At 63.3% G+C, this 18760-nt stretch carries 17 protein-coding genes; 10 read left to right on the forward strand and 7 right to left on the reverse strand.

What is annotated here, in order from left to right; translation table 11 throughout:
- Positions 1-552, reverse strand: coding sequence for a sigma-70 family RNA polymerase sigma factor (locus BPNPMPFG_RS17675; RefSeq protein ID WP_258590013.1), 552 nt, complete (start codon positions 550-552; stop codon positions 1-3).
- A 233-nt stretch (positions 553-785) separates the two neighbouring features.
- On the opposite strand from BPNPMPFG_RS17675, the gene BPNPMPFG_RS17680 reads away from it, so the two are divergent.
- The 6 genes from BPNPMPFG_RS17680 (at position 786) to BPNPMPFG_RS17705 (ending at position 7365) form a co-directional block, all read left to right on the forward strand.
- Complete coding sequence (locus tag BPNPMPFG_RS17680; RefSeq protein ID WP_258590014.1) at positions 786-923, forward strand: hypothetical protein; 138 nt, start codon at positions 786-788, stop codon at positions 921-923.
- A gap of 75 nt (positions 924-998) precedes the next feature.
- Positions 999-2039: a hypothetical protein gene (locus BPNPMPFG_RS17685; RefSeq protein WP_258590015.1), complete on the forward strand. Its 1041-nt coding sequence runs from the start codon at positions 999-1001 to the stop codon at positions 2037-2039.
- 9 nt (positions 2040-2048) lie between these two features.
- Positions 2049-3401 (forward strand): hypothetical protein, encoded by a 1353-nt coding sequence (locus tag BPNPMPFG_RS17690; RefSeq protein WP_258590016.1) that lies wholly within the window; start codon positions 2049-2051, stop codon positions 3399-3401.
- 123 nt (positions 3402-3524) lie between these two features.
- Entirely contained in the window at positions 3525-4532 is a 1008-nt protein-coding gene (locus tag BPNPMPFG_RS17695) for an iron ABC transporter substrate-binding protein (RefSeq protein ID WP_258590017.1), read from the forward strand.
- 173 nt (positions 4533-4705) lie between these two features.
- Positions 4706-6286 (forward strand): ABC transporter permease, encoded by a 1581-nt coding sequence (locus tag BPNPMPFG_RS17700; RefSeq protein ID WP_258596802.1) that lies wholly within the window; start codon positions 4706-4708, stop codon positions 6284-6286.
- On the forward strand, positions 6283-7365 hold the full coding sequence (locus BPNPMPFG_RS17705) for an ABC transporter ATP-binding protein (protein WP_258590018.1): 1083 nt from the start codon (positions 6283-6285) through the stop codon (positions 7363-7365). Before BPNPMPFG_RS17700 ends, BPNPMPFG_RS17705 begins: the two co-directional genes overlap by 4 nt.
- 15 nt (positions 7366-7380) lie before the next feature.
- On the opposite strand, the gene BPNPMPFG_RS17710 is transcribed toward BPNPMPFG_RS17705, so the two are convergent.
- From BPNPMPFG_RS17710 to BPNPMPFG_RS17730, 5 genes are all read right to left on the reverse strand, one after another.
- Complete coding sequence (locus BPNPMPFG_RS17710) at positions 7381-8190, reverse strand: phosphodiesterase (RefSeq protein ID WP_258590019.1); 810 nt, start codon at positions 8188-8190, stop codon at positions 7381-7383.
- 67 nt (positions 8191-8257) lie between these two features.
- Positions 8258-9358: a sn-glycerol-3-phosphate import ATP-binding protein UgpC gene (locus BPNPMPFG_RS17715; RefSeq protein WP_258590020.1), complete on the reverse strand. Its 1101-nt coding sequence runs from the start codon at positions 9356-9358 to the stop codon at positions 8258-8260.
- A gap of 19 nt (positions 9359-9377) precedes the next feature.
- Positions 9378-10292, reverse strand: a complete 915-nt coding sequence (locus BPNPMPFG_RS17720; RefSeq protein WP_258590021.1) for an ABC transporter permease subunit — start codon at positions 10290-10292, stop codon at positions 9378-9380.
- A 7-nt stretch (positions 10293-10299) separates the two neighbouring features.
- A complete protein-coding gene (locus BPNPMPFG_RS17725; RefSeq protein WP_258590022.1) occupies positions 10300-11184 on the reverse strand; it encodes an ABC transporter permease subunit in 885 nt (294 codons plus the stop codon).
- 159 nt (positions 11185-11343) lie between these two features.
- On the reverse strand, positions 11344-12696 hold the full coding sequence (locus BPNPMPFG_RS17730) for an extracellular solute-binding protein (RefSeq protein ID WP_258590023.1): 1353 nt from the start codon (positions 12694-12696) through the stop codon (positions 11344-11346).
- A gap of 241 nt (positions 12697-12937) precedes the next feature.
- On the opposite strand from BPNPMPFG_RS17730, the gene BPNPMPFG_RS17735 reads away from it, so the two are divergent.
- From BPNPMPFG_RS17735 to BPNPMPFG_RS17750, 4 genes are all read left to right on the forward strand, one after another.
- Positions 12938-13972, forward strand: a complete 1035-nt coding sequence (locus BPNPMPFG_RS17735; RefSeq protein WP_258590024.1) for an endonuclease/exonuclease/phosphatase family protein — start codon at positions 12938-12940, stop codon at positions 13970-13972.
- A 79-nt stretch (positions 13973-14051) separates the two neighbouring features.
- Positions 14052-14750: a hypothetical protein gene (locus tag BPNPMPFG_RS17740; RefSeq protein ID WP_258590025.1), complete on the forward strand. Its 699-nt coding sequence runs from the start codon at positions 14052-14054 to the stop codon at positions 14748-14750.
- Positions 14751-14770: 20 nt separating this feature from the next.
- A complete protein-coding gene (locus tag BPNPMPFG_RS17745) occupies positions 14771-15301 on the forward strand; it encodes a hypothetical protein (protein WP_258590026.1) in 531 nt (176 codons plus the stop codon).
- Positions 15302-15555: 254 nt separating this feature from the next.
- On the forward strand, positions 15556-18006 hold the full coding sequence (locus BPNPMPFG_RS17750; RefSeq protein WP_258590027.1) for a sensor domain-containing diguanylate cyclase: 2451 nt from the start codon (positions 15556-15558) through the stop codon (positions 18004-18006).
- Positions 18007-18040: 34 nt separating this feature from the next.
- Here BPNPMPFG_RS17750 and tlpA read toward each other — a convergent pair whose 3' ends face one another.
- Positions 18041-18730, reverse strand: coding sequence for a thiol:disulfide interchange protein TlpA (gene tlpA, locus BPNPMPFG_RS17755; protein WP_258590028.1), 690 nt, complete (start codon positions 18728-18730; stop codon positions 18041-18043).
- Positions 18731-18760 lie beyond the last annotated feature (30 nt).

The following is an 18760-nucleotide window of genomic DNA, read 5'->3' on the forward strand; positions in this document are numbered from 1 at the left end:
TCATTCCCGCCCAAAACGCCCCTGGCCAAATCGCTTGGCAATCGCGGCGAGCCCGCGATGCAGCGACACGCGCACAGCCGTCTCGCTGATGCCGAACTTGGCCGCCGTCTCGCCGATGGAACGGCCTTCCACCGAGACGGCCGAAACCACCGAGCGCTGCGCCGGCGACAGGCTGTCCAGCGCCCGGTTGATGTCACGTTCGCTGGCGGTCTCCGTTTCCGGCTCGGCGAAGGTCTCTGCTATGTCGTCGACATCGATCTCGATGCGCCGCCCGCGCCGCCGGAATGCGTCGATGAGCTTGAAGCGGGCGATCGCATAGATCCACGGCAACACCGGCGCATCCTGGCGCCAGGTATGTCGTTTCACATGAATGGCCAGCAAGGTTTCCTGCACGACATCCTCGGGGTCGACTCCGCCCTGCACGATCTTGCGCCGGGCAAAGCCCCGAACGAGCATGGCAACCCGGTGCAGAAAGTCGGCGTAAGCCCTTTCATCTCCCGCGATCGCGGCCCGCATCAGCCGGGAAAGCTCGGCCTCGTCCTTGCCGCTCACAAGAGTTCACTCCCCGATTTTCGCGCCTCGGCACTGATTTGTTACGTGGCCGGCGAAATAATGTCCAAGCCAAACTAAGGGCAAATCACGAAAGTTTGCGAAAATGACACGCCGAAATTCCATGCCGGAATCCTTGGGCCTTTGGCCTGCCATGGCGCGGAACAGGGCGGTCAAGCTTTGGTTGACGTTAGGTAAGCTCTTCTGTAGCGTCAAAGGATCGGGGGGACGCCGACATGGATTTCATTGAACGTATCTTTGGATTTTCTCCCGACAACGGCTCGGGAACTTTCGAAGGCAGCATTGTCATCGCGGTCATAGTCGTTATCGCCGCCATCTATTTCTACAGAAGACAGAAATCGTCGAGAAAATGACATCATCGACATTGGTGGGGCTATGCCCCGCCAGACAGGCATCGCCGTTGCGTCCTCAGCGTGGGAAAACACGGTATGGTAGGATCTCTGGTCGACCACATTCGAATTGCGGCCCTGCTGTTGTTCACCGCGGATTTCTGGAAGCGTCTCGCCGCCGGCCTGAAGGCGCTGTTCGCCACGGTATGCATGTTGCTTTGCCGGTTGGCCAAGCGCCAGCGGTTGCCGAGCCCCGCACAGAACGATTGCTGTATTCAGCTGCCGCCCGATATCTATAAGCGCGCTGACCCGCTTCTCTATGCCCAGTACTATCTGATGGCGCAGGGGCTCGCCGTCACCTGGGACAATCCCGACATCGACATTTTCGACGGTGCCACACTGGTCACCGGCGCGCTTAAGCCCGCTCATCGATATCGCGTGCGCGTCCGCGTCTGGAACGGGTCCTATGACGCCCCAGCGGTCGGGGTGGGCGTGGCGCTGTCCTATCTGTCCTTCGGCGCACAAACCGTCTCTCATCCGATCGCCAGCACCGGCGTCAATCTCGGCGCCAAGGGCACGATCGATTGTCCCGCCTACGCCGAGTTCGGTTGGACCACACCTGCCATTGGTGGCCATTACTGCCTTCAGGCACAGCTTTCCTGGGGCGATGATGCCAACCCCGACAACAATCTTGGCCAGAAGAACGTCAACGTCGCCCAGTTGCAGTCACCGGCAAAATTCGCCTTCACCGTCCGCAACGAAGCCTCGGTCGCCCGCCGCTTCCAGATCGAGGCGGACAGCTACGGCCTGCCGAAACTGCGGCCATGTACCCCAGGTCGAGGAAGCGAGCGCGCGGACGCACCGGAATCGCGGCTTGCCGAGAGCAAGGCGCGCTGGGCAAGAGCCCTGGGCGAACAGGCTTACGGCCGTTTTCCCGTTCCGGAGGGCTGGTCGGTCAGAATCGTGCCGAACATTTTTTCGCTGCAGCCGCGCCAGGAGGCCGAGGTCGCTGTAGAGATCGAACCGAAGGACGCCGCCTTCAGCGGCTCAAAAACCTTCAACGTCCACGTCTTCACGATCAGCGAGAGCGGATTGCGCACCATGACCGGCGGCGTGACGCTGACCGCAACGAAAGGCTGAGGCGCTCCGATGGCTTACAAGCACTATACGAGCTGCTTTCTCTATCCGGCCGGAGGCAAGCCCTACAACGAGAACGACCGGCTGGCTTTCCTCGCCGGCCAGGCGCTCCAGATCATCGTGATCACGGGTCTTGCAGCCGCCTTCGGCTTCCTGCTCGGGCCGGTCGGCGCGGTGCTTGCCGCCGCCATCGCATTTCTGGCTTCCGCCACCGCGACGATCGACAAGGCGGCCGCGGAATGGCTTAACCATCGCCTGATCTGCCTGGACAAGGACAATCCGAAATGTGCCGTCGGCATCGTGTCCTACAATCCGTTCCGGAGCGATCTCGGCGCGTTCGACAACGATCAGTATTTCGACGTCATACTGATGCCGCATCCGACGACCGAAATCCTCAACGCCGAAACGAACGAGGCGGCGTTGGCGGCCGCCAATCGCTACAATGCCGATGGCACCGTCGTCACGGAATTCGCCGCGAAGATCTTGGCCCATCCGGCAAACGACATTCTCAATGACGGCTTCCAGGGCCATGAATTGCTGCTGCCGCGCGACGACCTGAATACCGATTTGGGCTACGCCACCGCCGATGACCATGCGCGCTGGGGCCTGCACTGCGAGGCCGAGGGCGACTTCTGGATCAAGATGCGCCAGTGGGCGCCGGCCATCGTCATCCTGCTGACGGCGGCGCTGGTCGTCACCGCGGCGTCGGCAGCGGCCGGCGCCAGTGTTGGAGCCACTGTCGGTTGCGCCATCGGATCGTTTTTCCTGGGTGCGCTGGGCTGCGCCATTGGCTCCTTCTTCGGAGGATTGCTCGGAGGAGCCATTGGTGGCGCCATCGGCGGAGCGGCATCCTACTACGGCGGAATCAAGCCGGTCCTGGGGGGACTTTTCAACTGGAACCCAGGCGATGTCGAGGACGCCAATGTCGGCGACAAGGCGCTCGGACCGATCCGGATGGGCGATCACGTCGCCGTCCTCGGCGAACATGTCTATGACGGCTACCACAAGGGCTGGCACGAGTTTCATCCGCTGATGGCGGTGGTCAAATTCCATGCCGCGGCGAGTGTCGATGCAAAACACTATCTGCAGTGGGATCCGGACTTTCCAGATGCGGGCACCGTCCCGCCAAAACCTCCGGGAGAAGCGACCGACCTCACCGCCCAGGACATGCGCGACGGGCTTGGCAGCGCGGCGTTCAGGACGCGCTGCGAGAATTTGCGCAAAACCTGGTGCGCCATGCTCAACGAGGCTTTCGATCCAGAGACCAAACGAACACGGCAGGGACTGGAACAGCGCTGGACCATTCATCCGATGATCGATGGCTGTATTCCGGAGGCGCAGCCACCTGTCCCGCATATCGGGTGATCCCGCCATCGATGTCTTGACGCTCGAAACCGTGATGAGCTGACTCTTTTTAAATCTTGACTAACATGTTCATGAATTGGTAATCGGGCGCATCCGCAGTGCGGACAACCCGAGGAGTCCCTGATGAAATCCACCCTTCTTGCCCTGGCCGGCGCCACCGCGCTCGCAATCAGCCTGATCGCGGGCCCGGCAATGGCCGAAGATGCCGGCATCGTCGTCTACAACGCCCAGCACGAGAGCCTGGCCAAGGCATGGGCCGAAGGCTTCACCAAGGAAACCGGCATCAAGGTCACCGTGCGCAACGGTGGCGACAGCGATTTCTCCAACCAGATCGTCGCCGAAGGTGCTGCCTCGCCCGCCGACGTGTTCCTGACGGAGAACTCGCCGGCCATGGCGCTGGTCGAGAGTGCCGGCCTGTTCGCGCCGGTCAACGCCGACACGCTGGCCCAGGTGCCGCAGGACTACCAGCCGGCCAGCGGCAAATGGGTGGGTGTGGCCGCACGCAGTACCGTCTTTGCCTACAACAAGACCAAGCTCAACGCCGACCAGCTGCCCAAGTCGATGCTCGATCTCGCCGATCCGAGCTGGAAAGGCCGCTGGGCCGCCTCGCCGTCGGGCGCCGATTTCCAGGCCATCATCAGCGCGTTGCTGCAGCTCAAGGGCGAGGCCGCCACGGCGGACTGGCTTAAGGCGATGAAAACCAATTTCACCGCCTACAAGGGCAACAGCACGGTGATGAAGGCGGTCAATGCCGGCGAGATCGAAGGCGGCGTGATCTACCACTATTACTACTTCGGCGATCAGGCCAAGACAGGCGAAAACAGCAAGAATGTCGACCTGCACTATTTCAAGAACCAGGATCCGGGCGCCTTCGTTTCGATCTCCGGCGGCGGCGTACTGGCCTCGAGCAAGCATGCGAAGGAAGCCCAGGCCTTCCTGAAATGGGTGACCGGCAAGGGCGGCCAGGAGATCTTGAAGACCGGCGATTCCTTCGAATATGCTGTCGGCAAGGGTGCGGAGTCCAATCCCAAGCTGGTGCCGCTGGCCGATCTGCAGGCGCCCAAGGTCGATCCGACGACGCTGAACTCCAAGAAGGTCACCGACCTGATGACGGCAGCCGGCTTGCTTTAGTTGCCATTCGTCCTAAAAGGACAGCCGACCACGCTCCCGCGGGAATTCGCTTTCCGCGGGAGTGATTTGTTTTTCGAGATGACATTCGTCGATGACGACACGCTGTGTTCCCGATCGCAATTGCGGTCCTTCAATTGCTGCCGCTGGACGGCAACGGCACGGCGTCTGACCTGATGCAGTCCGCGGTCGATCTCGCGCGCGCGGACCTGCCTTCGGGCAGAAGCCGGAGAACGCAGCGACGCGCAGCCCCTTGGCTGGTCATCGCCGCCATCTGCGTTTCGCTGCTGGCGCTGCTGCCGCTAGCCTTCATCATCTGGGTCGCGGTGCGGACCGGCTGGGAAACCGTCGCGGCGCTGGTCTTCCGGCCGCGTGTCGGCGAGCTTCTGGTCAACACCGGCCTGCTGGTCGTGCTGGCCGTGCCGATCACCATCGTGCTGTCGGTGACGCTGGCCTGGCTGACCGAGCGCAGCGACCTGCCCGGCGCCAGGCTCTGGGCATGGCTGTGCGTGGCGCCGCTTGCCATCCCGGCTTTCGTGCACAGCTATGCCTGGATCACCTTGGTGCCCGGACTGCACGGCCTGTGGGCCGGAGTGCTGGTGTCCGTCATCGCCTATTTTCCGTTCCTCTATCTGCCCGTATCGGCGGCGCTCCGCCGCCTCGATCCCGCCCTGGAGGACGCAGCAGCCGCACTCGGCCTCGGGCCATGGCGCGTGTTCTGGCGCGTCGTGCTGCCACAGCTCAGGCTCGCCATCTGCGGCGGTTCGCTGCTGGTCGGCCTGCATCTGCTGGCCGAGTACGGCCTCTATGTCTTTATCCGCTTCGACACCTTCACCACGGCGATCGTCGACCAGTTCCAGTCGACCTTCAACGGACCGGCCGCCAACATGCTGGCCGGCGTGCTGGTCAGCTGCTGTTTCGTGCTGCTCGGCCTCGAAGTGCTGGTGCGCGGCGAGGAACGCTATGCCCGTGTCGGCTCCGGCGCCGCACGGTACCAGCAGCGCACGAGCCTTGGACGCGCCACCATCCCGAGCCTGGCCTTGCTTGCCGTCACCACTCTGCTGGCGCTTGGCGTGCCGTTCGTCACCATCGGCGGCTGGCTGGTCGCCGGCGGCGCCGATGTCTGGCGCTTCGACGAGATTGGCCTGGCGCTCGGCCAGACGCTGTTCCTGGCGCTCGCCGGTGCGCTGCTGGCCACTGTCGCCGCCATGCCGATGGCCTGGATCTCGATCCGCGCACCGGGGCCGCTGCAGCGCCTGCTGGAGGGTTGCAACTACATCGTCGGCTCACTGCCCGGGGTCGTGATTGCGCTGGCGCTGGTCACCATCACCGTGCGCATCGCGCTGCCGCTCTACCAGACCCTGTTCACCATCCTGGTGGCCTATGCGCTGATGTTCCTGCCGCGCGCGCTGGTCAGTCTGCGCGCATCGATCGCCCAGGCGCCGGTCGAACTCGAACGCGCCGCCGCCAGTCTCGGCCGGCCGCCGTTGCGGGCGCTGTGGTCCACGACGATCCGTCTGTCGGCGCCCGGCGCCGCAGCCGGCATGGCGCTGGTGGCGCTCGGCATCATGAACGAACTGACCGCCACCCAGATGCTGGCGCCCAACGGCACCCGCACGCTGGCGATGGCGTTCTGGTCCTACAGCGGCGAGATCGACTATGCCTCGGCGGCGCCTTACGCCTTCATCATGGTGGCGATGTCGCTGCCCCTGACGTGGCTGCTCTACGTCCAGTCGAAACGGATGGCCGGACGATGAGCTTTCTCGAACTGAACGGAGTGCACAAGCGTTACGGCCCGGTCGCGGCCGTTGCCGGCGTCGATCTGAACGTCGTCAGCGGCAGCCGCACGGCGATCGTCGGTCCGTCCGGCTGCGGCAAGACGACCTTGCTGCGCCTGATCGCCGGCTTCGAAGCGCCGGACCAGGGCCGCATCGCGCTCGACGGCGAGGTGCTCGCCAAGGACGGCAGCGCCGTGCCGGCGCACCGCCGCGGCATCGGCGTGGTGGCGCAGGACGGCGCGCTGTTCCCGCACCTGACCATTGGCGACAACATCGGTTTCGGCATGGGTCGCGGCGAAGACAAGCGCGCCGAGCGTATCGTCGAACTCGCCTATATCGTCGGGCTGGACAAGGCGATCCTCAAGCGCCGCCCGCACGAGCTCTCCGGCGGCCAGCAGCAGCGTGTCGCGCTCGCCCGCGCCATGGCGATGAAGCCGCGGCTGATGCTTCTCGACGAGCCGTTCTCGGCCCTGGACACAGGCCTGCGCGCCTCGATGCGCAAGGCCGTGGCCGAGCTTCTGGAGGCGGCCGGCATCACCACCATCCTGGTGACGCACGACCAGGCCGAGGCGCTGTCCTTCGCCAGCCAGGTGGCGGTGATGCGCGATGGCAGGTTCTCGCAGGTCGGCACGCCGCGCGACCTCTATCTCAAGCCGAAGGACAGGATGATCGCCGAGTTCCTTGGCGACGCCATCATCCTGCCGGCAAAGGTCGCCGACGGCTTCGCCAGTTCACCGCTCGGCCGCATCGCCGTCGACACGAATGAGCGGCGCGATGTTGCCCGCATCATGCTGCGGCCGGAGCAGATCGCCTTGAAGAGAACGTCGCGCGAAGGCATGTCGGGCACCCCGGACATGCTTTTCGGCGAGGTGACCGAATCCGAATTCGCCGGCTCGATGTGCACGATCGCGGTGCGGCTTTTGAACAGCGCCGATCCGCCCGACGCCGCCGCGATCGGCAACACGCCGCTGGTCCTGCGCAAATCCGGCATGGACGCGCCGGCGGTCGGCGAGATCGTCCGGCTGACCGTATCGGGGAAAGCGCACGTGTTCGCCTGAGGCTTGCGATGAGCCTCAGGCAGTGATGCGTTCGCCGGTTTTGGCGGAATAGATCGGCCATTGTTCGAGAAAATCGCAGCCATGCACGACCACGCGCCCGGCCGCGCTGTCGGCGAGGATGACCGCGTAGGAAGGCGGCGCCTGCTCGACGATCTCGCTTGATCTGTCGAGCGCCAGCTCGAACCGGCAGTGCAGGCCGCGCTGCGCCGAGAACGGGATGCCGGCGACCGTGCCGGCGATGTCGCGATGAACATGGCCAAAGAAGATGTGGCGGACGTTGCCATGGCGCCGCAGCAGGCCAAGGAATTGTTCGGGCTGCGCAAGCGCCAGCGGGTCGAGTTGCGGCAGGCCGAGCGCGACCGGCGGATGGTGCATGAAGACATAGGCGGGCCTGCCGGCTGCTTCTTCGAGCCGGGCGTCGAGCCAGGCAAACCGCCTCTCGCACAATTCGCCTTCGATGCGCCCTTCCGCCAGGCTGTCGAGGAACAACAACACCTCGTCGGCCGTCTGATGGGTCGACTGCGCGAAGCCGTTCTCGTCGACAGCGCATTCGGGAAACGCCCCGGCAAGATTGGCCCGCCGGTCGTGATTCCCCGGCAGCAGCCGCCAGGGCACCGACAGTGCGCTCAACGCCGCCCTGAGGTCGGCATAGCTTTCGGACGCGCCGGTCTCGGTCAGGTCGCCGGTGAAGACGCAAAGAGCGGCATCACCGTGATGCGCGTTGATGTGCGCGATGCATGAGGCCAGTCGCTGATGCAGGTCGACGCCATAGCGGCGCTCGCCTTGCCGGCCGAGATGGACATCGGTGACCTGGATAATCTTCATCGCGTTTTTTCAACCTGCCGAGCACTCACCGCGCCAGCCATCATCCTGACGGTCGATTTCCGGGAGATCAGAGTGCCGGCTCCGGCACGGAAGCCTTGAAGACATCGAGACGGCTTCCCGTCTCCGACGAGAAGAAATGCATGTCCTCTGGTGAAATCTTCAAGCCGACCGCACTACCGGGCTCTGGATGGACCGCCTCCGACGTCATCACCGAGAACGGTGCGCCGTCGAGATCGAAATAGATCACCCGTCCCGCGCCCAGTTCCTCGACCAGATCGACAGTGGCATCGAGCGCGCCGGCCGTGCCCGGCGCCACCAGCCGGACGGCTTCCGGCCGGATGCCCATCGCGACCCGCGTGCCGACAGGCAGGCCGGCACGCGCGATGGCGAGGCGCCGGCTACCGCCGAGCAGCGACAACCCGTCGAGTTCTACCGTGCCCTCAAGCATGTTCATCGCCGGGGCGCCGACGAAGGTGGCCACGAAGCGACTGGCCGGCCGGGTGTAGATCTCACCGGGCGTGCCGACCTGTTCGACACGTCCGCCGTTCATCACCACCAGCCGGTCGGCCAGCGTCATCGCCTCGACCTGGTCATGCGTGACGAACACCGAGGTCGCGTTCAAACGGCGGTGCAGCTTGCGGATTTCCGAGCGCATCTGAACGCGCAGTTTGGCGTCGAGATTGGACAGCGGCTCGTCGAACAGGAACACCTTGGGTTCGCGGATCATGGCGCGGCCCATGGCGACACGCTGCCTCTGCCCGCCCGAGAGCGCCATCGGCTTGCGGTCGAGCAGATGCTCGAGCTCCAGCGTGCGGGCAACCGCCTGTATGCGCTGCGTGCGCTCGGCGGTCGGAACACCGGCCACCTTGAGCGAATAGCCGATGTTCTGCGCCACGCTCATATGCGGATAGAGCGCGTAATTCTGGAACACCATGGCGCAGCCGCGCTCGCGTGGCTCCAGTTTGTTGACGACGGCTCCGTCGATCGCGATCTCGCCGCCGGAAATCTCTTCCAGCCCGGCGATCATCCTGAGCAGCGTGGACTTGCCGCAGCCGGAAGGCCCGAGAATGACAACGAATTCGCCCGAGGCGATGTCGAGGTCGACGCCGTGGACGATCTGCAACTTGGCGTAGCTCTTCTTGACGTCGCGAATGGTGATGGAGGCCATCGGCTCTCTCCTTCTGAAGTCACTTCTCGGTGGCGATCAGGCCGCGCACGATCCAGCGCTGCATGGCGACGACGACGATCAGCGGCGGCAGCATGACGATGAGTGTGCCGGCCATGGCGATGTTCCATTCGGGAATGCCGCCGACGTTGGGGATGAGTTGCTTGAGTTCGGTGACCGCCATCGCATGGGATTGATCGGTAGTGATGAGCAACGGCCACAGATACTGGTTCCATGCATACAGAAACATGATGGTTCCAAGCGCCGCCATGTTGGTGCGCGACAGCGGCAGCAGAACATCGATGAAGAAGCGCAGTGCGCCGGCGCCGTCCATGCGCGCCGCCTCGGTCAATTCGTCCGGTATCGTCAGGAAGAACTGCCGATAAAGGAAGGTGCCGGTGGCCGTCGCGACCAGCGGCAGGATAAGCCCGGGATAAGAATTGAGCAGCCCTAGGTTCAGCGAGACCTGAACGCCCGAAACCTTTTCGATGAGCCAGCTTATGCCGGTCACGTCGAGGATCGCCTGGTAGGGCGTAAGCACATTGGCAACGACCGCGTAGGTCGGGACAATGCGCACTTCCAGCGGCAGCATCAGGGTGACGAAGATCAGCCAGAAGATGAAGGTGCGGCCGGGATAGCGGAAATAGACGATCGAAAAGGCGGTAAGCGCCGAAATGATCACCTTGCCCGCCGCGACCCCCGTGGCAACGATGAAACTGTTGAGCAGCTTGGGGCCGAGATCGGCCGTCGTCCACGCCGTCTTGATGTTGAGCCAGAAATCGCTGCCCGGCAGCAGGGACATCGGCACGTCGTTGACATCCTTCAGATTGTGCGACGAGGCAATCACCACGATCACGAAAGGCGCGATCGCCAGCAAAAACCCGATGAACAGCACGAGGTGCGTGACGAAGTTCAGGATGGGGTTGCGCTCTACCATGACCGTCTCACTGATAGTGCACGCGCCGCTCGATAAAGCGGAACTGGAAGATGGTAAGCACGATGATGAGCACCATCAGGATGATGCTCTGCGCGGCGGCGCCCGAAAAATCGAGGCCTTTGAAGCCGTCGGAATAGATCTTGTAGACCATCAGATTGGTCGCGTTGGCCGGCCCGCCCGAGGTCATGATGTCGACGATGCCGAAGGAATCCTGGAAGCTCTCGGTGATGTTGATGACCAGCAGGAAGAAGATCGTCGGCGTGATCAACGGAAACTGGATATCCCAGAAGCGTCTGACGACGCCGGAGCCGTCCATGGCCGCCGCCTCGATCAGCGAACGCGGGATGGCCTGGAACGCGGCGAGGAAGAAGATGAAGTTATAGCCGACATATTTCCAGGAAAAGGCGATGATGATCGAGGCCATGGCATTGGCGCCGTTAAGGCCGGGGTCCCAGAAGCCGGGCCAGGCCTGATTGACGACCGCCATGAAGCCGGCTTCCGGCGCCAGAATGAAGCGGAACGCCATTGCCAGCGCAGGCGCCGCGATGCCGTAAGGCCAGATCAGCACCACGCGATAGAAGCGCGAGCCGGCAAGCTGGCGGTCGGTCAGCGCCGCGAGTACGAGCGCGATGAACATCGCAAGCCCGGTGCTGATGGCGGCAAAGACCAGGCTGGCGGTGACCGAATTCCAGTAGTCGGCGTTGGACAGGATCGAGCGGAAATTGTCGAGCCCGACCCAGACATTGCCGCCACCCCAGGGCTGCTGCAGTGTCAGCGACCAGTACACGGCCTGACCGGCCGGCCAGTAGAAGAACGTGAAGATCAGGAGGAGCTGCGGCACCGCGAAAAGGATGCCGATCGTCCAACTGCTGAAGGTAATGCGTTTTTCCATCGGTCCGCCGCCGCTGATCAACAGCCAGTCTGGAGCAAAGGGAGATTAATATACGAAGCGGCCGCCCGTCGACCCAAGCATGATCCCGAAAAGTGGAAACCGGTTTTCGGAAAAGATCATGCTCGGACAAGACCGGCGGGCGGCCATGGATTTCGGCTATCAGGGCAGGGTCTTGCCCGGATAGGTCTGCTGGAAGCGGTCGAGAATGGCATTGCCATTCTTGACCAGCGTATCGAGGCCTTCCTGGACGCTGACCTTGTTGGCGAAGATCGCCTGCATCTGCGTGCCGAACTCGGCGCGGATCTGGGTGAAGTTGCCCAGCCGGACACCGCGGGTGATTTCGGTCGGCTCGGACGCGGTCAGGCTGGCGATCGCCACTTCACGGCCCTTGTAGGGCGCCTTGTCGTAGAAGCCGGTGGACTTCATGTAGTCGAAGCCCGACTTGGTCACCGGGATGTAGCCGGTGTTCGTCGACCAGAACAACGCGGTCTTGGGGTCGTGGATGAAGTTGAGGAACGCGGCCGCGCCCTTGTATTCCGCATCCGACTTGCCGGAGAGAACCCACAGCGAGGCACCGCCGACGAGCGAATTCTTGCGCTCGGTGCCGGCATAGGCCGGCAGTTCGGCGACATCCCAGCGCATGCCTTCCTTCTGGGTCTTGCCGACGGTGCCATGGTCGCCGACCGAGGTCAGGATGACCTGGCAGGTGCCCGAGGCGAAGGCCTGGACCATGTCCTGGCCGAGATCCTTGGACTTGATCTTGATCAGGCCGGCATCATACCACTTCTTGAGGTCGGTGACGTACTGGACGAACTTGGTCTTGTTGACTTCCAGACGCGCGTCGAGGCCGTCATAGCCATTGTTCTTAGTCGCCACCGGCTGGTTGTGGATGGCGGAGAACTGTTCCATCAGCTGCCAGCTTTCGTTGGCGGAGATGTTGATCGCCATCGGGCACTCGTAGCCGGCGCTCTTCATCGCCTGAAGGTCGGCGCCGACATCTTCCCAGGTCTTGGGCGCTTCGGTCTTGCCGATCTTGGCGAAGGCGTCCTTGTTCCAGTACATCAGCGCCGTCGAGGAATTGAACGGGAACGACAGCATCTCGCCCTTCGACGTCGCGTAGTAGCGCGCGATGCCGGGGAAATAATCGGCGTAGTCGATCTTGTAGCCGTTTTCTTCCATCAGCTTGTCGGCCGGCTTGTAGGCGCCGGAAAGCATCATGGTGGCGGTGCCGACATCATAGACCTGGACGACGGCGGGCTGCTTGCCGGCGCGGAAGGCAGCGATCGTGTTCTGCAGCGTGGCGTCGTAGTTGCCCTGGCTGGTGCAGACGACTTCATAGTCGGACTGCGAGGCGTTGAAGTTCTTGCACATCGTGTCGACCACGCGGGCGAGGTCGCCCGAAAGGCCGAACCAGAAATCGAATTTTACCGGCTCTGCGACGGCAGGCATCGCCAGCACCGTGCTGAGCGCGCCAACGGCAAGGGCAGCGAAGCCCCGCTTGATGATGGTCATGATTTCTTCCCTCTTGAATGGCTGTTGACAAGGGTCTTGCGCAAGTCCTTGCCCGCTCTCTTAGAGAAGGTATGTGACAGTTCTGCTGTGGCCTTCGGGCCAGTGGACAGCCCGTCTCTTCTCCCCTCGGCGTGTACCGGCACGAAAACGTCATGCCGGTGCTTTAGGTAGCTAGGGCAGCTGTCGATGACGTAAAGACTGAAGAGCGCCAATGATTATGCGGCTAAAGGGATGAGTGAAGATGCTTGTTCGGCAGCTGACACATGTACCCATCGCCGACCGCCACGCGATGCGCCAGGGACCGCGCGACAGCGCCACCCATCTGCGACATGCGACCACCATTCCGGCACTTGGCCAGATCGAGATCGGCGGCAAGGCCTCGCGTGAGTATGCCGGCGAGACGCTCACCGTCGTCGCCTGGAACGTCGAGCGGCTGCGTTACGGCGACGCCATCGCCGCGACGCTTGCCGGCCAGTCCCCGGATGTCGTGTTGCTGTCGGAGGTGGACGAAGGCATGGCGCGCTCGGGCAACGGTCATCCGCTGCGCGCGCTCGCCGACCGGCTCGGCCATGCCTTCGCCTACGGCGTCGAGTTCGTCGAGCTCGGCGGCGGCAACGAAGCGGAACGTGCGGCCACCGGCGACGCCACCAATGCCGAAGGCTTTCATGGCAACGCCGTCACCAGCGCCATCCCGCTGCTTCGGCCCTTCCTGGTGCGCCTCGACGCGACCGGCGGCTGGTTCCGGCCGGAACACGGCCAGCCGCGCATCGGCGGGCGCATGGCCATCGGCGGCCAGGTGCGGATCGGCAACCGCAGGGTGACGGTCGTCTCGGTGCATCTCGAAAACCGCACCGATCCCGCCGGCCGCGCCGTCCAGACACGCCACCTTCTCGATGCCATCGACAAATATGATCCGCAGGCACCGGTGCTGCTTGGCGGCGACTTCAACACGCTGACCGCCGGCCATGAGGAACGCCATGACGATCCCCAGGCCTGGGCGGCGCGCATCGCGGCCGAGCCCGACCGGCTGCTCAATGTCGAGCCACACGAACCGTTGTTTGCGATCCTCGCCGGGCGTGGCTACGACTGGAACGCCGCCAACACCCTCGACCTGCCCACCCAGCGACGCGAGGCCGGCACGCCGGTCGGCCGCATCGACTGGTTCTTCACCCGCGGCCTCGTTGCCAGCGATCCAGCGGTTCTTCCCGCTATGCTGCCGGACGGCGGCCCGAGTTCCGATCACGAGGCACTCATTGTGACGGTTCGCGTGGCATGATCCGATACTGGCTTACGAAGCTCATTGACAAGAAATAGGCCTCGACCGACGATGTCTGTCGCCGTCCCTGCCGCCGCTATTGCGCCGGCTGGCGGGCGGCAATTCGGGGCGACCACTTCGCATGAGCCGGATCGAACTAGTCGGAGGCCTGGTCGGCGTTGTTGTCGCCGTTCTGGGGCTGGTCGATTCGTTTCACAGCTTTCTCGCCGCGGGACTGGCCCTGAAACTCTTCGTGCTCGGAATTGCCGGTGTCATTTCGATAGCCTTGCTGACCTCGCGGCTGATGAGTGGACCCCGACCACGGAACATTCTTTCCGGCGCCGCCAAATTGCTGCTCGTTTGCGGCGTCTTTGTTGTGGTGGCGCTGCTGCTGGCGACGAGATCGCCGATCATGCTTCGGGAGGAGACCACCAATGGCAAGTCGGTGTCTACACTTGTCGCCGCCTATTCATCGGCCAATGCCGTCACCATCCAGCTTCCCCCACAAGTGACAGCCAATTGCATATGGTCCGATGCCGGGCCTGGAGGCTTTCCCCAGCTGGATGTCCAGATGGTCGACTGGGATTCTCCGGTTCCCAAACTCCACATCGATAACTTCGTCCATCCCCAGCGCGTGGCGGTTGAATGCAGCCCTCCGGCGCTGCTGCGCGACATCACAGTGGACCCACCGCTGACCGAAATGTTCCTGCGGCGACAAGCCGACCGCTGGTTGAATTGGATCTTGAGTTTGGGAGGATTGACATGGCTGGCCGCTTGCTGCCGTCTTTGGGTCTCGTAGCGCTTGGCGTAGGACTCGGTATGTCCTTCGGCGCCTTTGGCGAGTCGACCACCTACGATCACCTCGGGCAGGTCATTGAATATCAGACCGGCCGGCCCGTTGAAGCCGCGATCAAGGCTTGGCCACAGTCGGTCCGCACGGGTCGCGACGGCGACTGCTCTCTCTATGGCGATACACCACTCGATTCCCGGAGATCTGAAGGCGATGGCCATTTCCAGCTCGATATTTCGAGCGAAAGCCATACCTACACCGTGACCTATTGTGCGTCCGGCTTCGTGCCTCGCGACGACCGCGATCTGCCGAACGACAAGCAGGGCGAGGTCCTACCGACACCGGCCAGGCTATGGCCGATCAAAATGAACGAGGGCGACGCCGTCGCTTTCAACCAGGCGGTCGGCAGCCGATTGATCTTTTCACTGAACGAGATCGCCTATCTGAGGAAAGTCGACACAAAGGCTTTCCAGCAAATCGTTGACCAGATTGCCGAGCGATCCCAGAATGGCGACACGATCCAGGCCCTGTCCCGTTTAGCGGGCCTCTGGGACAAGTAGACGCGGCGGCAAAACTGACGTGACGGGCCCCGGCCCTTGAATTCATAGATCTCAATCTTCGGCCGGATAACCGGTTACTGAAGCACATCCGGCCCATTGAACCCCGCGTCCATCCGGACAACGGCCTGATCTCGCAGTCGCCCTGCCCTGGAAAAGCACGCCAGGGTTGCAAGCTCCCTTAATCGATCCTTCAACGAGCAAGGGCTAGTCAATCACATTGCCTTGTTTGCTTCGAATAGATCAGGTTGGAGAAGATGCTGACGGTCTACAATTGTATCGTCAACGAACACGATCTGAGACTGGTCGCGCTTGCGGCATTGATCTGCGGAATATCTTCTTTCTCTGCAGTCAATTTGCTTCATCATGTCGGCAGATCGGCAAATCGAAACCGGCTTGCCTGGTTGATGATTGCGGCGACGTCGACCGGCTTCGGTATCTGGGCAACGCATTTCATCGCCATGCTTGCATTCACGCCGGGAATACCCAACGCATACAACCCGGAATTCTCCGTGCTCTCGCTTGCCGCCGCTGTCGTCCTGACAGCGGCCGGCATGTGGGTCGCCACCTTGCGCAACGGGCTCGACCACCATCTCGTCGGCGGCGCCATTCTGGGCGGTGGCATCGCCACCATGCACTATGTCGGCATGGCGGCATTCGAGGTGCAGGGCCGGATCGAATGGAACCTGCTGCTTGTGGCGGTCTCCTTGCTGGCGGGGGTGGCACTTGCGGCGCTGGCGCTTGTTGTTGTCCTGCGTCGCCCATCGCTGTCCGCGACACTGGGCGGCGCGGTGCTCCTGACACTGGCGATCTGCAGCTTGCATTTCATCGCCATGGCCGCGGTCTCGATCTTCCCGGACTCCTCGATAGAGATATCGCAATACACGATCGAGCCCACGTCGCAGGCCTTCGCCGTGGCGGCCGCCAGCCTGGTGATCCTTGTTCTTTCGGGCACGGCACTTTGGATAGATCTGCGCTTCCGCCGCCAGAGGATCGAGGTCGACCGCATGCACGGTCTAGCCAACGCCGCCGTGGAGGGTCTGATCGTCTGCGACGGCAGCCGCGTCATCAGCGCCAATGACAGCATGGCGAAGCTGACGGGCATCGCGACCGCGACGCTGAACGGGATGCTGCTTGGCGACCTCTTCGACGAGCGCACCGCGTCCGATATGTCCGGCTTCGGCGAGCAGCCTCGGGAGACCGAATTGAGGGGCCGCGATGGCACAGGCATTCCCGTCGAACTGATCGCCCGGAGCATCGACTATTGTGGCAAGCCTCACAACGTGATTGCGGTCCGCGACATTCGCGAGCGCAAGAAGGCGCAACAGGAGATCCTGCGCCTTGCCCATTTCGACCCATTGACCGGACTTGCCAATCGCCGCAGCTTTTCCAGCCGGCTCGATATGGAAATCGCCGCGATGGGCCAGGCCAGGAAAAGCGGCCACCTGGCGCTTCTGCTGCTCGATCTTGACCGGTTCAAGGAGGTCAACGACCTGTACGGGCACGGCGCTGGCGACGCCATGCTGCAGAAGGTTGCGCATTGCGTGACCGGCATCCTGCATCAAGGACAGATGGTCGCGCGACTGGGCGGCGACGAATTCGCCATCATCGCCCCGAACCTGACCGACCCGCTGGAGGCCGGCCGCATCGCCGACGCTGTGCTGACCGCGATGCGCGAGGAAAACAGGGGCTCGGTCGGCGGCGGCCTCGTGTCGGCCAGCATCGGCATCGCGCTCTATCCATCGGATGCCGAAAACCAGGCCAGCCTGATAAGCCACGCCGATACGGCACTCTACCGGGCCAAGACCGAAGGCAAGGACACATACCGCTATTTCGAGGCCGCGATGGGGGCCGAGGCCCGCGACAAGCGCGTGATGGAGCACGAACTGCGCCAGGCGGTCGCGCGCAACGAGTTCTACCTCGTCTACCAGCCGCAGAAGGAGATCAGCAGCGGCAAGATGCTCGGCTTCGAAGCTCTGATCCGTTGGCGGCATCCGGTGCGCGGCGATGTACCTCCGACCATATTCATCCCGGTGGCCGAAGACAGTGGAGCCATTGGCCAGATTGGCGAATGGGTGCTGACGGCGGCCTGCGAGGAAGCCGCCCGCTGGGAAAACCCGCTGGCGGTGGCCGTCAACGTCTCGGCGGTGCAGCTTCACAATCCGAATTTCAGCCGCAAGGTCCACGAAACGCTGCTGAATTCCGGTCTTGCACCGGGCAGGCTGGAACTCGAGATCACCGAAACGGCGCTTGTGAAGGACATGCCGCGCGCGCTGGCGACCTTGCGGCAGGTCAAGGCGCTGGGCGTGCGCGTGGCCATGGACGATTTCGGAACCGGCTATTCCTCGCTCTCCAACCTTCGCGCCTTTCCCTTCGACAAGATCAAGATCGATGGCTCCTTCATCAAATCCGTCGACAAGAACGGTCAGGTCGCGGCGATCGTGCGCGCCGTTCTCGGGCTTGGGCGCGGTCTCGGCCTGCCGGTTCTGGCGGAGGGCGTCGAGACGCTCGGCGAACTGAAATTCCTTGACGCGGAGGCCTGCGAGATCGGCCAGGGCTACTATATCGGCAGGCCAGGCCTCATCGAGGAATTCAGCGAACTGACAGGCGTCGACGCCTCTATGGTCGGCAAGGATGCCGCTGACCAGCGCAACAGAAGCGTCCTGGCCTTCGCGCCAGCGCCTGCACTTGGTCTGAACAGGGCCTGATGCATGTCGCTCAAAAGTGGCAAACGCAACGCGCTTAGAGGCTTTCGGGCTTGAGCGCCGTCTCGATCAGCCGCTTTGCGTCCGGCCCCGACCATTCGGCCGGGCCGTTCATGTGGGCGACCAGGCAGCCTTCGCCGTCGATCAGCAGGGTGACGGGAAGGCCGAGCGCAAGGCCGCGCGTCTTGAGGTCATTGAACAGCGCCATCGTCGAATCCCGGTAGTAGCCGAGCGTTGCCACGCCGGTGTCCTTGAGGAACTTCTTCGGCTTCACATCGTCGCCGGCATCGACATTGACGGCGACCACCTGAAAGGCGTCGCTGCCCTTTTCCTTCTGCAGCGCATCCAGCGCCGGCATTTCGGCCCGGCACGGCGCGCACCAAGTCGCCCACAGATTGAGCAGCACCGTCTTTCCGGCATGGTCGGCGAGCGTCATCGGCTTGCCGTCCGGGCCGTTGAAGGCAAGCGCCTTCAAGGATTGCGGCGGATCGGCCGGCAACAGTGCCGCGACCTCGCCGGTGGCGGCTGCAGCTATCTTCTTGGCGCGGTCGCTCTTGGCGGCGCAGGCGACATCGTCCTTGGTCTCGCCAATGGCCACTTGGCGCTCGGCGTTGTTGCCAGACCGGCTCTCGCTGACATATACCGCGACCGCGCCGGCCAGCACGCCCGCCACCAAAGCGGCGAGGATCAGGCGCGGGGCCGGGAAGAATCTATTACCGTCTGCCATTTTCTCAAAACTGCTCCGAAGCACGGGTTA

The organism is Mesorhizobium sp. AR07, assembly GCF_024746815.1.
Taxonomy (GTDB): Bacteria; Pseudomonadota; Alphaproteobacteria; order Rhizobiales; family Rhizobiaceae; genus Mesorhizobium.

Coding starts and splice junctions, on each gene's coding strand:
- BPNPMPFG_RS17680 (WP_258590014.1), top strand. CDS start 786: ATGGATTTCATTGAACGTATCTTTGGATTTTCTCCCGACAACGGCTCG.
- BPNPMPFG_RS17685 (WP_258590015.1), top strand. CDS start 999: ATGGTAGGATCTCTGGTCGACCACATTCGAATTGCGGCCCTGCTGTTG.
- BPNPMPFG_RS17690 (WP_258590016.1), top strand. CDS start 2,049: ATGGCTTACAAGCACTATACGAGCTGCTTTCTCTATCCGGCCGGAGGC.
- BPNPMPFG_RS17695 (WP_258590017.1), top strand. CDS start 3,525: ATGAAATCCACCCTTCTTGCCCTGGCCGGCGCCACCGCGCTCGCAATC.
- BPNPMPFG_RS17700 (WP_258596802.1), top strand. CDS start 4,706: ATGCAGTCCGCGGTCGATCTCGCGCGCGCGGACCTGCCTTCGGGCAGA.
- BPNPMPFG_RS17705 (WP_258590018.1), top strand. CDS start 6,283: ATGAGCTTTCTCGAACTGAACGGAGTGCACAAGCGTTACGGCCCGGTC.
- BPNPMPFG_RS17710 (WP_258590019.1), bottom strand. CDS start 8,190: ATGAAGATTATCCAGGTCACCGATGTCCATCTCGGCCGGCAAGGCGAG.
- BPNPMPFG_RS17715 (WP_258590020.1), bottom strand. CDS start 9,358: ATGGCCTCCATCACCATTCGCGACGTCAAGAAGAGCTACGCCAAGTTG.
- BPNPMPFG_RS17720 (WP_258590021.1), bottom strand. CDS start 10,292: ATGGTAGAGCGCAACCCCATCCTGAACTTCGTCACGCACCTCGTGCTG.
- BPNPMPFG_RS17725 (WP_258590022.1), bottom strand. CDS start 11,184: ATGGAAAAACGCATTACCTTCAGCAGTTGGACGATCGGCATCCTTTTC.
- BPNPMPFG_RS17730 (WP_258590023.1), bottom strand. CDS start 12,696: ATGACCATCATCAAGCGGGGCTTCGCTGCCCTTGCCGTTGGCGCGCTC.
- BPNPMPFG_RS17735 (WP_258590024.1), top strand. CDS start 12,938: ATGCTTGTTCGGCAGCTGACACATGTACCCATCGCCGACCGCCACGCG.
- BPNPMPFG_RS17745 (WP_258590026.1), top strand. CDS start 14,771: ATGTCCTTCGGCGCCTTTGGCGAGTCGACCACCTACGATCACCTCGGG.
- BPNPMPFG_RS17750 (WP_258590027.1), top strand. CDS start 15,556: ATGCTGACGGTCTACAATTGTATCGTCAACGAACACGATCTGAGACTG.
- tlpA (WP_258590028.1), bottom strand. CDS start 18,730: ATGGCAGACGGTAATAGATTCTTCCCGGCCCCGCGCCTGATCCTCGCC.